The following is a 15,430-nucleotide window of genomic DNA, read 5'->3' on the forward strand; positions in this document are numbered from 1 at the left end:
CGTGGGGAGATGCAGCCTGAGATTCGCTTTGTTTGTCGGAAAAGGCTATCTTGTCTATTCACCTAAACACTTCATGAAGCCAGTTACCGTTCTTACACTCGTAGATCCAGTGCCTAATTCGAATCCCGTTTACAATGCCTTCGACCGGTTTTGGTTAAAACGAATCAACGATCCGCGCGACCTTCCCTTTATTTACCTGACTATAAAAATTTCCCTAACGATGGTGCCTGTAGGAATTCTATTGTTCCTGCCGTTTATCACGGGCTGGGTATGGTGGGTAGTCGCCACGGTATATTTTACATTTAATAACTTTGTGTTTAAAGGGCCGTTCGGCCTGATGCTGCATTGCAGCAGTCATCGTCCTTTATTCAACACGCAAAATGCGTTTCTGAATAAATATCTTCCGTGGGTGCTCAGCCCATTCTTCGGGCAAACGCCGGAGACCTACGCGGCCCACCACCTGGCGATGCACCACCGTGAGAATAACATGGAGAATGACCTGAGCTCGACGATGCAATATCAGCGCGATAGCCTTCGCTCCTTTTTGGTTTACTTTTCTAAATTCTTCTTTACCGTTATCCCCTCCCTGGCGTGGTACTTCAACGAGCGAAGCCAGGTCGCGCTGCGCAACAGAGTCATACGCGGTGAGCTTGTATTTTTTGGAGCGTGTATAGGCCTTTGTTTCATCAGCTGGCAAGCAACGGTATGGGTATTTCTACTGCCGCTGCTGCTCTCGCGCATCGTCATGATGGTGGGTAACTGGGCGCAGCATTCGTTTATCGACGCCGAGGACCCGGGTAATTTTTATAAGAACAGCATTACCTGTGTGAACACACCGTACAACAAAAAATGCTGGAACGACGGCTACCACATAAGCCATCACATCAAGCCTGCCTTGCATTGGACGCTGCACCCCGAGCACCTGCAAACGAACTTACGTGATTATGCCGAGAATAAGGCATTGGTATTCGAGGGCATCCACTTTCTGCATGTGTGGTGGTATCTCATGAATAAAGACTACAAAAAACTGGCGAAACGGGTGGTCAATGTGCACGGTATGTTCACCTCCGAACAGGAGGTGATCGATCTGATGAAACGGCGGGCACGCGCTATTGCATAGCCATAATTTTTTTTGAGAAGATCGCAGACGTGAACACCGGACTGTTCATATTTGTGCAGCGCAACGGTTCAGGAACGCCGCCAGGGTTATATAGACCCTGATTCCGGATGTGGCCTGAGGATTGTGACACCATACAATATCGCTGAATCACCCTGCGTTTATCCTGCATGCAAAAAATAACAGACTTCTTCCTGTGGTGCTCGGGTGCCGACCGACGCATCCTTGAAAAATGCCCTTCGGAAACCAGCAAGTACGTCGGCATTGGCGCGACGATCTTTTTTACGGGGCTGTTCGCTGCCGCCTCGGGTGGGTATGCCTTATATACCATTTTCGATAGTGCGTGGATTGCGGCCTTTTTCGCGGTCCTGTGGGGCCTGATGATCTTTAACCTCGACCGTTTTATCGTTTGCAGTATGCGGAAGGAAGGCAACGGCCGCCGCGAGCTGTTGATGGCGTCGCCACGGATCATCCTGGCCGTGTTGATCTCTATCGTTATTGCGAAGCCCCTGGAGTTAAAGATCTTTCAAAAGGAAATTGAGCCCGAGCTGATCGTCATGGAGCAGCAAAAGTACCGCGAGCAAGAGGTGCAGGTTACGGCACGTTTTCAACCTTTTCGCGATAGCCTCAGCGCACAGGTACAAGTACTGAAAGCGGAGATCGTCGCCAAGGAAGTTATCCGCAATGACCGCGTGCGCCTGGCGCGTGAGGAAGCTGACGGTACGGGCGGCAGCCGCAAGAAGAACTTAGGACCAATCTATAAAGTAAAGAAAGCCGACGCCGACCGGGCCGAGGCGGAATTGGCCGCCGTTACGGAAGCCAACCAGGCGCGCATCCAGCAATTAGAGAAAGGCATTGCCGAACAGGACTCATCGTTAAGCCAGGCCCTGGTGGCATTAGAACGCAGCAGTATGAACGGCCCTGCGGCGCGCATGGAAGCGATGGATCGCCTTACGGAAGCCAGCAGTGCCATGGCCTGGGCGCACTGGTTTATCATGCTGTTGTTTATTGCTATTGAAACAGCGCCGGTGTTTGTGAAGCTGATTTCCGGGAAGGGGCCTTATGACAACTTATTGAAAGTTGAGGAGCACCAGTTTACCGTACACGAGATTGAGGAGCTCGCGCGGATGAATACTACGGCCAAGGAACGTACAGCCAATTATCCCCAGCACGAACGCACTTTTATCGCTGGGAGGTTGGACGCGGAAATAGAGCCGTGATGTCTTAAAAATATCTTGAAAGGGGAGCCATCAGGTGGGATGAGCTAGTCTTGAGCTAGAGTCTAGCTAGAGTTAAGCTAGTGATAAGCTAGTGCTAAAAGGACCAGGACAACAGACGGATATCTCCCGATGAATTGCCGCCGTTTTCTCCAGCGAACGGGCTTGTGATGACGACGGATCGGAATCGTTACAGATTTTTGCAACACTCTTACGTACAATTAATTACATGAAATTGTGGGCCTGGCCGGTCTGGATGTACCGATGACCGGTCATCACATTGTATCGAAGAATTTCGATTTTTTCTGGACGAAGTTATTGTTTTTAATCCCATAAACTCTACCTTAGCTATAGATATGACCAGTAAAGCCCCATTTTACGCTACCCAAAACGCAACACCTTCTATGAAGATGTGTTGGTGTAAGCGTTTCTTGCGGGTTGCAGGAGCTTGGAACCGTGATGGTCTATAATACAAGAAAAGAGACAACACATTTATAACGAGCCTTTCCTGCAAGCTGGAAAGGCTCTTTTTATTTTAACAGAAAACCGAACAAACAGCCCTTAGCCATGCAAAGCTTTCGCACCGAATTAGAAGATTTGAACAACCCGGTAGTGGCACAAGATATTCTCGACCTGGAGAAGAAGATCCGTCTTTTCCGTGACGGGAAGATCGATAGCGACAAATTCCGCAGCCTCCGGCTGGCGCGCGGCATTTACGGACAGCGGCAGCCGGGGGTGCAGATGATCCGTATCAAGCTGCCGTTGGGGCGTATCTCCACCAAGCAGATGCGGCGCATTGCAGACATTTCGGATGAGTATGCCAGCAAGAACCTGCATGCCACCACCCGGCAGGACATTCAAATACATTTTGTAAGCCTTGACCGTACGCCCGAGCTGTGGGCGCTGCTGGAAAAAGACCAGATCACAACGCGCGAGGCCTGCGGTAACACCGTGCGGAACGTAACGGCATCAGACCTGGCGGGCATCGATCCGAAGGAGCCATTCGACGTATCGCCTTACGCCTACGAAACATTCCAATACTTCCTGCGCAACCCGATCTGCCAGGAAATGGGACGCAAGTTCAAGATCTCCTTCTCGTCGAGCGACGACGATACGGCCTTCTCGTTCATTCACGACCTGGGCTTTTTGCCCCGGATCAACGAGCAGGGCGAGCGTGGTTTTAAGGTCATGATCGGCGGTGGTTTGGGTGCAAACCCGTACTTGGCGCAGGTAGCCTATGAGTTCCTGCACGAAGACAAGATCATTCCTTTTACAGAAGCTATTCTGCGTGTATTCGACCGTTACGGCGAGCGCAACCGCCGGATGAAAGCGCGCTTTAAATTCTTGCTCGATGACCTTGGCTTAGAGAAAGTCATGGCCCTGGCGGAAGAAGAAACCAACGCGCTTAAGTCGAAGACGTATGTTATAAACCGGAACATTTTGCCGGAAGAAACTCCGTCAACGATTCAACTGGGCGAAGCGCCGGAGCCGGCAGACGCTGTTAAATATGCACGTTGGTATAAAACCAACGTAGTGACTCAGAAGCAGGAAGGCTTCCACGGTGTATACGTCAAGTTGCCGTTGGGCAATATGTCGTCTAACCTGGCGCGCTATTTTGCCGACATCGTTGACCAGTTCGCCGGCGCTGAAATGCGCGTGACGGTGAACCAGGGGTACCTGATCCGGTATGTGCGTCCTGAAGCGTTGAAGCACTTGTATGCAGCCCTTGACAAGGTGGGGCTGGCCGAGCCTGGCTTTGACAGCGTCGCCGACATCACAGCGTGCCCCGGTACGGAGTCGTGTAATCTGGCCATTTCTGACAGCACCAACATTTCGCTGGCGTTGGAGAAAGTGATTCGCGAGGAATATCCCGAGATGGTTCACAATACCGACATCAAAATCAAGATCAGTGGTTGCCCCAATTCCTGTGGGCAGCACGGCCTGGCGGGCATTGGCCTGCACGGCAGTACGATCAAAGACAAGCAAGGCAAAGTGTTGCCGGCGCTGGTGGTGCTGTTGGGTGGCGGCAAGCTGAAGAATGGCGACGGGATCATTTCCGATAAGATCATTAAGATCCCCAGCAAGCGCGGCCCGGACGCGTTGCGCCTGTTGCTCGATGACTACGAGGCGAACAGCCAGGATGGTGAATATTACCATGACTATTTCCTGCGCGTGGGCCGCAACCACTTTTATACGTTGCTGAAGCCGCTGGGCGACCTGACGAGCGTCGTGCCCACGGACTACATCGACTGGGGAGAAGACCATAACTTTATTCTGCACACCGCGGTGGGCGAGTGCGCGGCGATTATGATCGACCTGGTAGCCACCCTGTTCTTCGAATCTGACGAGAAGCTGGAGTGGGCCGGGAAGGCATTCCGCCAACAACATTACGCCGATGCCATTTACCATGGTTACAGTGCGTATATTAATACCGCCAAAGCAATGCTGCTGACGCGCGATATCAAGCCCAGTACGCAGATTCAGGTGATCAATGATTTCCAGAAGCACTTTGTCGATACGCAGGCGTTTTCGCTCCCGGAGAGCTTCAAAGACGTGGTATTGCGCATCAACAAAAACGAGCCTACGGCAGCCTTTGCCACCGAATACCTGGAAGCTTCTGCGAAGTTCCTCGGAGAAGCAAGGGTGTACCGTGAAGCGGCAGATAAAGAAGTAGTAGAGAAATAACGTGTCCGATCGATGGTCATGAAAAATAGAAGCGCGCAGAAAGACCCCCGGTTGACGCTGGTAGGGGCAGGGCCGGGTGATCCGGAACTGATCACCCTCAAGGCCATCAAGGCCCTGCAGGCGGCAGACGTGGTGTTGTACGACGCGCTGGTGTCGCAGCAGATTCTGGAGCTCATTCCAGCCGGTGTGCCTGCCTTTTCGGTGGGTAAACGTGCGGGCGAGCATTCGTACAAGCAAGAGGAGATCAACGAGCTGATCGTTGAGTTTGCCTTTCAGTACGGCCACGTAGTACGCCTGAAAGGCGGCGACCCGTTTGTCTTTGGTCGTGGCTCAGAAGAGATCGACTTTGCCGAATCGCAAGGCGTGCCCACGGCGGTGGTACCGGGTATCAGCAGCGCCCTGGCAGTACCCGCCAGTTTGCATATACCGGTTACAGCCCGGGGCTTTAGCGAAAGCCTGTGGGTGGTTACAGCCACTACCCGTACAGGGGCGCTGTCGGGCGACATTGCCCTGGCAGCGCAGTCGACGGCTACGGTGGTTATCCTGATGGGACTGGGCCGGTTGACGGAGATCATGACGCAGTTTGAAGCGCAAGGCAAAGGCAACGTGCCGGTGGCAGTGATACAGAACGGTACCTTGCCCCAGCAACAAAGCGTGGTCGGCACAGTAGCGTCCATTGCAACGCAGGCGGCGGACGCCGGCATCGGTGCGCCGGCTGTCATTATTGTCGGCGAGGTTGTGCGGTATGCACGCGCGCTGGAGCACGTCGTTGTCGCTACTAAATCCATGGCCTGACGGCCTTCACGTTAAACCGTTTTTCCCGATGGAACGCAACAATCTTTTTCCGGTATTCCTCAAGCTAGAAATGCTCGACATGCTGATTGTCGGGGGTGGTCATGTGGGCCTCGAGAAGCTGACGGCAGTATTGAAGAACAGCCCGGCGGCCAAGGTCACCCTCGTGGCACGCCATGTGCAGCAGGCGGTGCATGACCTGGCGAAGAATCATCCTGGAGTAAAAATTGAAGAGCGTAATTTTAAGCTATGGGATCTGTGGGATAAAGACCTGGTGATCCTGGCGACCGACAACCGGCAGTTACACGAAACCATTCGCAGGTTCGCCCGCACGCGCAAGCTGCTGATCAACGTGGCCGACACACCGGATTTATGCGATTTTTACTTAGGATCTGTTGTGACGAAAGGAAATCTCAAGATCGGTGTGTCTACCAATGGCAAGTCGCCGACGATCTCTAAACGCATTCGCGAGTACCTCGAAGAGGCACTGCCCGACGACACCAACGATCTGCTCGATAACATGCAAAAAATCCGCGAGCAGCTTACGGGCGATTTTAATCACAAAGTGAAAGTACTGAACGAGATTACCACGACCTGGCTCGATAACAAGCAGGCCACACCGACGTCCTAGCCAGCGTTATTCGAGAATGATAGTCTTATTCCGATAAACAAACACACTGTCGTTAAATACTAGCTTTAACGAACGTGCCAGCACGATCTTCTCGACATCGCGGCCAGCTTGCGTCATTTCCCATGCGCTGTGGCTGTGAGCTACCGGTATGACGCTCTGGGCAATGATGGGGCCTTCGTCGAGGCTGTCGTTTACGAAGTGGGCGGTGGCGCCGATTATTTTTACTCCCCGGTCGTATGCCTGTTGGTACGGGTTTGCGCCGACAAAGGCGGGTAAGAACGAGTGGTGAATATTGATGATGCGATGGATAAAGTTTCCGATGAAAGCCGGGGAGAGGATGCGCATATACTTGGCCAGCACCAGGAACTCGGGATTATACTGTTGTATAACTTCCTGGACCTCGGCTTCATGTGCTGCGCGGTCTTTGCCTTCGGCCGGTATGTAATGAAATGGTACGTCGAACTTGCGGGTCAGGTCCTCCAGATTTTGGTGGTTGCTGATTACGCAGAGGATATTGGCGTTGAGCTCTTGAAAGGTATGGCGGATGAGCAGGTCGCTGAGGCAGTGATGCTCTTTGGTAGCCAGAATGACGATGTCCCGTTTGCTGCGTGCCGTTAGTTTGATAAACGCATCCGACGGGAGTATCTCCCGCAGTTGTTGTAAAAAGATGGTTTCTTCTACAACGCCCGAGAACTCGGTGCGCATAAAGAAGTGGTTATAGGTGCGCTCGACAAACTCGCCGTTGCCCAGGATGTTAAGTTGGTGGCGGTAGATCACCTGGGTGATGGCGTAAATCAATCCGGGGCGGTCGGGGCAATGGATGAGTAATATTCCGGCGTCCATAACGTTAGGGCTTGAAACCTGTATAGATGATTTCTCCCGGCACCAGGCCATAGGCCTTTTGTTTCTCGCGGGAGAGCGTGTTTACAAAATTGTCTTCGACAGCACGCAGGCCGGCACGCTCGATGCGGCGGGAATAGTCGCGGCCGTATTTGCGAACGTGGTCGTCCTGGCCGAACAGTCGCTCACGCTCGCGCGGGTCGGTGATTGTCGTGTCTTCGATGGTGACGTCGCCCATGGGGGCAAACAACGGTACCTGCATGATGGAAAAGCCGCCCGGTTTCAGCACGCGGCAAATTTCGCGCATGGCCTGGATATCGTCGTGCACGTGCTCCAGTACATGGTTGCAGAGCACGGCATCAAAGGTTTTTTCGGGAAAAGGAATGGCATGGATATCCATTTTCACCTTGGCCAGCGGCGACTCGATGTCGCCGGTGATGTAGCGGTCGCCGTGCAGCTTTTCGAACCGGGGAATAAAACAGGCCTCGGGGGCGATGTGCAGCACCCGGAGGGGGGCGGTGAAAAAGGCGGTTTTTTCTTGCAGGTACAGCCAGATGAGGCGGTGGCGCTCCAACGACAGGCATTGCGGGCACAGTGCATTCGGGCGGGGCTTTATGCGGCCGTAGGGCAAAAACGTGCGGTAGGAGGTACTGCAAACCGGGCAGGTAACGGCGGAACCGCGGTAGAACAGGCCGACCACCTTCAGACCAAAACCGCCAACCCGTTGCAAATACTTGCGGGGAACGAAGCGGATCAGCCAGGAAATAACTTTTTTCATGCGGCCGCAAGATAGGATAAGTCGGGAGCTGAATTTTTACGAGAACTAAAACTTTTTGGCGGGAAGCCCCATCTTTACATCGGGAATGCGGCAAGCCGCTGCCGCCGGAACGCGGAAGGCTGCTGCTACCTAAACCGGAACAAGACGACATGGCCGAAACTTTACCAGCGATTGCCACCATGCATACTGACGACCTGATAGTCCGGGCGCGACAAGGAGATCAGCATGCCCAAGGCAAGCTGGTGCAACTGTGGTATAAACGCATCTATAACTTTTGCTACAAATTCTTCCTGGACCACGACCTGGCGATGGAGGTTTCGCAGAAGACGTTTATCTCCATGTGTAAGAACCTGGCCGGCCTGCAAGATATTGCCCGCTTTAAATCCTGGCTATACAAGATTGCCGTGAACTACTGCCGCGAGGAGGCACGACGCAATAAGGGCAACCGGTCACTCTCGTTTGATGTGGTCTGGAATCGTGAAGCCGAAGATTCGCCCGTATGGGAGTCGACATTACAGCGGTTTGCCAACCCGGAGAGCCAGTACCGCCACACCGAGCTGTCGGATATTCTGCAGCAAGCGTTGTGCGAGCTGAGCGACGAACAACGCGAGGTGGTGATCATGAAGGAATACGAAGGGTTAAAATTCCGTGAGATTGCCGAGGTGCTCAACATTTCAGAGAACACGGTGAAATCGCGGATGTACTATGGGCTGGATGGATTGAAGAAGATCCTGGAGCGAAAAAAAATTACAAAAGACACGATTGGCTATGAGCTATAAACCCGATCAGCATGCCTGGATGGCATACCTCTACGACGAGCTGGAGGCTGCAGAGAAAGCTCGCATGGATGAATATATCCGGACGAACCCCGAGGCCCGCCAGGAGCTGGAGAACTACCGGCACTTGCGTCAACTGATGGGCACCGTGGAGGATAAAGAAGTAATTGCACCGCCCATTGTGTTTGGTGACAGTGCGCCGCGCATTGTGTGGAATACACCAGCATTGCGCGTGGTGGCCGGTATCGCGGCTTCCGTACTTATTCTCATGCTGGCGGGCCGGCTGACCGGCTTGCAAGCAGGTTTTTCGGGCAACGAGTTCCGCATCAGCTTTGGTCCACCGGCGTCGGCCCCGGCCGTTGCACCGGCGCCCGCAGCGACCGCACCCGCCCTTTCGGCCAACGAAGTGCAGCAGATGATCGATGCGTCGCTGACCCGGAACACACAGACGCTGCAGGCCAGCTGGCAGGAGAACCAGCACGAATTGAATGCGTCCATTCGCCGCAGCCTGGCGAGCAACTCGGGCCGGATTAACGACCTGGTGAAAGAAGCGTCCACGGCCTCGCAGCAGCAAGTCCAGGATTTTATTGCCCAGGTGCAAACCGAGAATCAGCGCGTCGTCAAAGACTATTTCCAGCTCTCGGCCACGCAGCAAAAGGACTATATTGAAAACCTGTTGGTAGACTTTTCAAAATACCTGCAACAGCAACGCACCAGCGACCTGCAAGTGGTACAAAGCCGCCTCTATGCATTGGAGCAGAATACGGGTGTCTTCCAGCAGGAAACCGAGCAGATACTTTCCAGCATTATTACCTCGGTGGGCGGCCCCAACGGTCAGGGCAACCCGGCGGTAGCAGTGCAAACAAAATATTAACCGTACGACTACGAATATCCGAAGCATTATCATGAAGTCACAACCTCTCAACCGTACACGTTCTTCCTGGTTTTTCCACGGCCGTATGGCCTGTACAGTCCTGGCGCTCGTATGGGGCATCGCCAGCGTCTCAGCACAAAAGGAAAAAATTTCTCATGCAAGCGATGTGAAGCCGATGGATGAAAACCAACTGCGTCGCGAAGTGGAATTGGCCCAGAATATTTTGGCTACGCTCATCAAACAACAATTTGATGAACGGACCTACGTGCCGCTGGAGCTGTCGGTCAGCTATCAGTCGGGTTACGGCCTTACGTTCTCCATGCCATCCAGCTACGTGCTGCCCATCGTGCTGATGGGAGGTGGTGCCAGCGGGATTTATTCCGAGCCGGCGATGACGGTGCGGTCACGCAACTATACTACCCCCAGCGTGCCGGCGCTGACAGAGACGACACGCGACTCGAAAGAGGTGATGAAGCTGGAAGATGCGAAGACGCGCCAGCGCCGCTCCGACCTGGACAGTGCCCGGGCGGCCTATACGCAACGCATCATCGATGCAGCCAAGATCTTTATGGCGGATTTTGGCGACATTTTTACGCAGCTGCCGGCTTCAGAAAAGATTATTGTAACCAACCAGGGCAACCAGCCACGCACGTTGGCGGGGCAGTACTTTGGGGCTCAGCCAGTGGCCTATGTGTCGGTGGAAGCCACGAAGAGTGATATGGTGTCGCACAAACAGGGTAAAGGCACGCGCCAGCAAGCGTTGGATAAAATTAAGGTGATCAATGCTGAAGTGGTGCGTTCCGTCGAGCCCGACCTGGAGCTGCTGTCAAGCATTTTTACCCGGTTGTACCGTGTGGACCTGGCCAAGACTTACTTTGTTGAACAGCAGGTATATTTCGACCGGCTGCGGGACTTCGGCGTGGTGTACTACATGCAAACATTGAGCACAACCCAGCGCAGCTATACCAGCTTTGACGTACCCACCCTGGGCCTGGAAGATGTGGACCTGCCGACCCGCAACAAAAAAGTAGCGGAGCTATACCCACGCTTTGAGGAGGAACTGAAAGAGAATATTTTAGAATATGGACGAACAGTGAAAGCGTTGGGCAATGACGAGTCGTTGATTTTTAAGGTAAACATCACTCCATGTCCTGATTGCGGTATACCCGCATCCCTGGAAGTGTCGATTAAGGGGAGTGTTTTAAAAGAATACCAGGCGGGCAAGATTACAAAAGATGTAGCTTTGGGGAAATTTATACTGAAAAAAGGAAGCATTCAGTAACATAACCTACCGTTTTTAACGTTTTCTCTCCATCGGGCTTCGGTTCACGGACTATCCAACGTAACCGCCGTCTCGCGCTGGGACTCTGCACGGAATTGATTAACTTTCGTCCGTCGCAGTAAAGGTATCCAGTTGCAGCAAAAGACCGTTATTGTTTGTTACGTAGTTGTAATAACCGTCGCTAGAGATCCATGAACAAAAAACTATTGATCGTCGGAGGTATAGTTACCGCCGTCGTATTGGCCGCAGGTTTCTTTTTTTTCCGCAAGTCGAGCCAACGCGGTGCCGATGTCATCGTGAATGTTAAACAAGGCACCTTCCGCATCGAGATCGAAACGACCGGTGAGCTGGAAGCCAAGAACTCTGTCAAAATATTGGGGCCCACCCGGCTGCGTGATTTTAATATCTGGAACATTACCGTACAGGACATTATTGAAGAAGGCACTGTGCTGAAGAAGGGCGACTGGGTGGCCACGCTGGACCGCTCGGAGTTTCAAAAACGTTATGGGGAAAAGCAGATTGAGGTGGAGAAGGCCAGTTCGCAATATGTGCAACAGCAACTGGATACAGCCCTTACCCTGCAACAGGCCCGCGACGAGCTGGTCAACTTGCGGTACGATCGCGAAGAGCGGCAGATCGTGCTGAACCAATCCAAATACGAACCACCGGCTACTATTAAGCAAAATGAGATCGCCCTGGACAAGGCCGAGCGGGCGTATATACAAGCCCAGGAGAACTATAAAATCAAACGCCGGCAGAGCGTCGAAAAGATGCGGCAGATGGGCGCTGAGATGCGCAAGTTGCAAAATGAATTCAGCGACATGATGACCATGATGCAAGCTTTCGAAGTTATTGCTCCGGAAGACGGTATGGTAATCTATGAGAAGGGATGGGACGGCAAGCCGATTCGTGCCGGCTCGCAGATCAATATGTGGGAACCGTCTGTGGCGAAACTGCCCGACCTGACGACGATGATGTCGAAGACGTATGTCAACGAAGTGGACGTACGGAAGGTGAAGGCGGGCCAGTCGGTAGAGATCGGGTTGGATGCGTATCCGGATAAAAGACTGAAGGGTACTGTGATGCGTGTTGCCAATGTGGGTGAGCAGCGTCCGAACTCCGATGCCCGGGTCTTTGAAGTGAGCGTGGAGATCAGCGGCACGGACCCGGCGTTGCGGCCGGCGATGACCACGAGCAATCGCATCGTCGCCCATGTATTGGACAGTGTATTGTATATACCGCTGGAATGCCTGCATAGTCAGGCCGATACGATTACGTTTGTCTTTACCCGCGACGGTATGCGTACTATCAAGCAGGAGGTCATGATCGGTGCGACAAACTCCAACGACGCAGTGGTACTCGCCGGACTTCCGCGCAATGCGCCCGTGTTTCTGTCGGTGCCTGCCGGTATGGAGGGCGAGTCGATCTTGCTGTTGAAGGAAATGGAAGGCAAGCGCCGTCGGAATCCAGGCACCCTGGATCGTCGACAAGCGGGTGTACCGTCTGAAGCGCCGAGCGATCGTCAGTAATATAACCTTAACCCCTTGTGTATGTTCCAGATTCCGCCCAGGGTCCTTGCTAACCTATATGTCGCGATTGGTGCCGTGCTGACCAACAAGGTACGCTCGCTGCTGACGGCGTTGGGGATTATCTTTGGCGTAGCCGCTGTGATCGCCATGCTGGCGATTGGCAATGGTGCGCAGCAGGAGATCTTAGCGCAGATCAAACTTGTGGGCGTCAACAACATCGTGATACGCCCCATCGTCGAGCAAAAGGAAGAAAAAGTAGAAACGCAGGGGAAGCAAGACAAACGAAAGTTCTCACCTGGTCTTACCGTCCGCGACGTCCGCAACATTGAGCAAAATGTGCCGGGGATTACCATTTTAAGTCCGGAGATCATTCTCGATACCCATGTGATTCGCGATGGTGTACGGCGCTCGGCAAAGCTGGTCGGGGTGGAGCCGGCCTATTTCAACGTGTACAACCTGGAGTTGGGAGAAGGAAAGATGTTTAATGCTGACGACCGCATCAGCGGTGCTGCGGTGTGCGTTGTCGGGTATTCTATCAAGGCGCGGTTCTTCCCCACCGAAAACGCCCTTGGTAAACGCATTAAGGTGGGCGACCAGTGGCTGACGATAGTGGGCGTACTACGCGAGCGCGCGGTGTCGGAGGCCAGCCTGCGCAAGCTGGGGATTCGTGACTTCAACATGGACATCTATGCGCCGCTGCAGTCCGTACTGATACGGTTTAAGAACCGCGACCGGGTGACGCCGAGCATGCAGCAGCGCGACATGTTTCGGAGTGCCGGTATGGTCGTTGCCGCGACGGACAACGAAGACGAAGCCACGCGCTTGGAACGGAAAAACTATCACCAGCTCGACCGCCTGGTGGTGCAGGTGGAGGATACGCGTCTGTTAGGTCCCACAGCGGATATACTGGCGCGGATGCTGAAGCGCCGGCATTACGATGTTGTCGACTACGAGGTGGAGATTCCGGAATTGCTGCTGAAACAACAACAGCGTACGAATGATATTTTTAATTACGTGTTGGGCGCCATTGCCGGTATATCGTTGTTGGTAGGGGGGATTGGTATTATGAACATTATGCTGGCGTCGGTATTGGAGCGCATCAAGGAGATTGGCCTGCGGCTGTCCATCGGCGCCAAGAAGAGTGATGTTATCCAGCAGTTTTTATTTGAGGCCGTTATGATCAGTGTGGCGGGGGGAGTGTTGGGGGTGATTCTGGGCATTTCACTGGCTTATCTGGTTTCCGAGTTTGCGGACATCCCAACCGTTATCAGTTTTGCATCTATTGTACTGTCTTTTGGTGTGGCAGCGACCGTCGGGTTGGTCTTTGGTATCGCCCCGGCACGGAAGGCCGCCAGCCAGGACCCTATTGCTTCTTTGCGCTATGAATAAACAAACGTTTTGCCTGTTCGCCCTTCTGATAGGATTTGTACTTCCTGGCAGCTACGCCCAAAATGCCTATACCCTGGACGAGATCATCACCCGGTCGAAGGCACAATCGCCTGTGGCCAAGCAGGCCGACACACGTCTCGAGACCAGCTACTGGCAATACCGCGTGTATCGCACAAGCTTCAACCCGCAGCTGTCGCTGGACGGCAGCTTGCCGAACTACTATAAGAAGGTATCGCAGATCATTCAGGAAGACGGTACCTATCGGTATATTCCCGTGGAGCAGACGAACAACAGCCTCAGCATGGGGTTGTTCCAACCCTTGCCCTGGACGGGGGGCACGCTCTCGGCGAATACCAGCCTGGGATACTTTAAAGACTACCACCTCAATGCCTTGTCAGAGCAATGGACGGGCAACGTTTTTAACATCAGCCTCGATCAACCGATCTTTAGCTTCAACCAGATGCGGTGGGACCGCAAGACCGAGCCGTTGCGCTATGAAGAATCACGACGCGAGTACGTGGAGCAGATGGAACTCGTGGCGAGCCAGGCCGTGGAGATGTTCTTTAACGTGCTACAGTCACAGATAGGGGTGCAGATTGCCCGGTTCAACCTGGCGAATAATGACACGATCTATAAGATCGAGCAAGGCCGGTATAACATCGGTACCACCTCCCAGGATAAACTGTTGCAGGTAGAGCTACAGCTGTTGCGTTCGCGACAGGATGTGGCCCAGGCGAGCCTGGACCTGGAGACGGCGCGGCTGGAGCTTCGCTCGTATATGGGCTTACGGGAGAGCGAGTCATACGACCTGCTATTGCCCGAGATGATCCCTCAGTTTGAGGTGTCGGTCGAAGACGCGCTGAACTATGCCCGCAAGAACAGATCTGCGTTTATAGCGTTTGAGCGACGGCGCCTGGAGGCCGAGCGCGATGTGGCCCAGGCACGCGGGCAACGTTTTCAGACCAAGCTTAGCGCAACGTACGGGTTAAACAACAATGGTATTGTGCTGAACGATATCTATACGCGACCTGAGCAAATGCAGCAGTTCAACCTGACGCTCAATGTACCCATTCTGGATTGGGGACGTAACAAGGCCCGCATGCGCACGGCGCTGGCGAATAAGAAGCTTAGCGACTATGTCATTTCGCAAGATGAAGTAGATTTTGAGCAGACGGTTATTACACAGGTGCGGAAGTTCGAGATGCTGCGGTTGCAAATTGAGATTACCCACAAGTCAGATGACGTCGCGGCACAGCGGTATAACGTGGCGCAGAATCGTTACCTCATTGGTAAAATTGATATCACCAACCTGAACATTGCGCTGACCGAAAAAGACGATGCTAAGCGCAGCTACCTGCAGGCGTTAAAATCATTCTGGGTGGCCTACTACGATCTACGCCGGCTAACGCTGTACGACTTCTATAGGAAAGAGTTATTGTTTAAAGAAGAAGGGCAGACTCCATAGGAGAGCGAGTGTGCGTGTGAGAGCGAAGAAAAACAGTGCGAGTATCTTCGCTCTC

At 53.4% G+C, this 15,430-nt stretch carries 13 protein-coding genes; 11 read left to right on the forward strand and 2 right to left on the reverse strand.

The window, feature by feature from the left end; all coding sequences use genetic code 11:
- Positions 1–73 precede the first annotated feature (73 nt).
- From K7P01_RS17800 to K7P01_RS17820, 5 genes are all read left to right on the forward strand, one after another.
- Entirely contained in the window at positions 74–1,120 is a 1,047-nt protein-coding gene (locus K7P01_RS17800) for a fatty acid desaturase family protein (RefSeq protein WP_267295497.1), read from the forward strand.
- A 167-nt stretch (positions 1,121–1,287) separates the two neighbouring features.
- The gene (locus K7P01_RS17805; protein WP_267295499.1) at positions 1,288–2,337 is read left to right on the forward strand and encodes a DUF4407 domain-containing protein; all 1,050 of its coding nucleotides are present in this window, start codon (positions 1,288–1,290) and stop codon (positions 2,335–2,337) included.
- A 564-nt stretch (positions 2,338–2,901) separates the two neighbouring features.
- Positions 2,902–5,019, forward strand: a complete 2,118-nt coding sequence (locus K7P01_RS17810) for a nitrite reductase (protein ID WP_267295501.1) — start codon at positions 2,902–2,904, stop codon at positions 5,017–5,019.
- Between the two features lie 18 nt (positions 5,020–5,037).
- Positions 5,038–5,814 (forward strand): uroporphyrinogen-III C-methyltransferase, encoded by a 777-nt coding sequence (gene cobA / locus K7P01_RS17815; protein ID WP_267295503.1) that lies wholly within the window; start codon positions 5,038–5,040, stop codon positions 5,812–5,814.
- A gap of 28 nt (positions 5,815–5,842) precedes the next feature.
- Positions 5,843–6,442 (forward strand): precorrin-2 dehydrogenase/sirohydrochlorin ferrochelatase family protein, encoded by a 600-nt coding sequence (locus K7P01_RS17820; RefSeq protein ID WP_267295505.1) that lies wholly within the window; start codon positions 5,843–5,845, stop codon positions 6,440–6,442.
- 6 nt (positions 6,443–6,448) lie between these two features.
- Here the strand turns inward: K7P01_RS17820 and purU are convergent, their stop codons facing one another.
- Positions 6,449–7,285: a formyltetrahydrofolate deformylase gene (gene purU / locus K7P01_RS17825; RefSeq protein WP_267295507.1), complete on the reverse strand. Its 837-nt coding sequence runs from the start codon at positions 7,283–7,285 to the stop codon at positions 6,449–6,451.
- Between the two features lie 4 nt (positions 7,286–7,289).
- Complete coding sequence (locus K7P01_RS17830) at positions 7,290–8,060, reverse strand: class I SAM-dependent methyltransferase (RefSeq protein ID WP_267295509.1); 771 nt, start codon at positions 8,058–8,060, stop codon at positions 7,290–7,292.
- A 149-nt stretch (positions 8,061–8,209) separates the two neighbouring features.
- On the opposite strand from K7P01_RS17830, the gene K7P01_RS17835 reads away from it, so the two are divergent.
- The 6 genes from K7P01_RS17835 (at position 8,210) to K7P01_RS17860 (ending at position 15,375) form a co-directional block, all read left to right on the forward strand.
- Complete coding sequence (locus K7P01_RS17835; protein ID WP_267295511.1) at positions 8,210–8,839, forward strand: RNA polymerase sigma factor; 630 nt, start codon at positions 8,210–8,212, stop codon at positions 8,837–8,839.
- Complete coding sequence (locus K7P01_RS17840; protein WP_267295513.1) at positions 8,829–9,710, forward strand: anti-sigma factor family protein; 882 nt, start codon at positions 8,829–8,831, stop codon at positions 9,708–9,710. Before K7P01_RS17835 ends, K7P01_RS17840 begins: the two co-directional genes overlap by 11 nt.
- 31 nt (positions 9,711–9,741) lie before the next feature.
- The gene (locus K7P01_RS17845) at positions 9,742–10,992 is read left to right on the forward strand and encodes a hypothetical protein (RefSeq protein WP_267295515.1); all 1,251 of its coding nucleotides are present in this window, start codon (positions 9,742–9,744) and stop codon (positions 10,990–10,992) included.
- A gap of 191 nt (positions 10,993–11,183) precedes the next feature.
- A complete protein-coding gene (locus K7P01_RS17850; RefSeq protein WP_267295517.1) occupies positions 11,184–12,521 on the forward strand; it encodes an efflux RND transporter periplasmic adaptor subunit in 1,338 nt (445 codons plus the stop codon).
- A 21-nt stretch (positions 12,522–12,542) separates the two neighbouring features.
- A complete protein-coding gene (locus tag K7P01_RS17855; protein WP_267295519.1) occupies positions 12,543–13,910 on the forward strand; it encodes an ABC transporter permease in 1,368 nt (455 codons plus the stop codon).
- A complete protein-coding gene (locus tag K7P01_RS17860) occupies positions 13,903–15,375 on the forward strand; it encodes a TolC family protein (protein WP_267295521.1) in 1,473 nt (490 codons plus the stop codon). The genes K7P01_RS17855 and K7P01_RS17860 overlap by 8 nt, the downstream gene beginning before the upstream one ends.
- Positions 15,376–15,430: the final 55 nt, after the last annotated feature.

It is taken from the genome of Parachryseolinea silvisoli (assembly GCF_021190955.1).
In the GTDB taxonomy this organism is placed as follows: domain Bacteria; phylum Bacteroidota; class Bacteroidia; order Cytophagales; family Cyclobacteriaceae; genus Ohtaekwangia; species Ohtaekwangia silvisoli.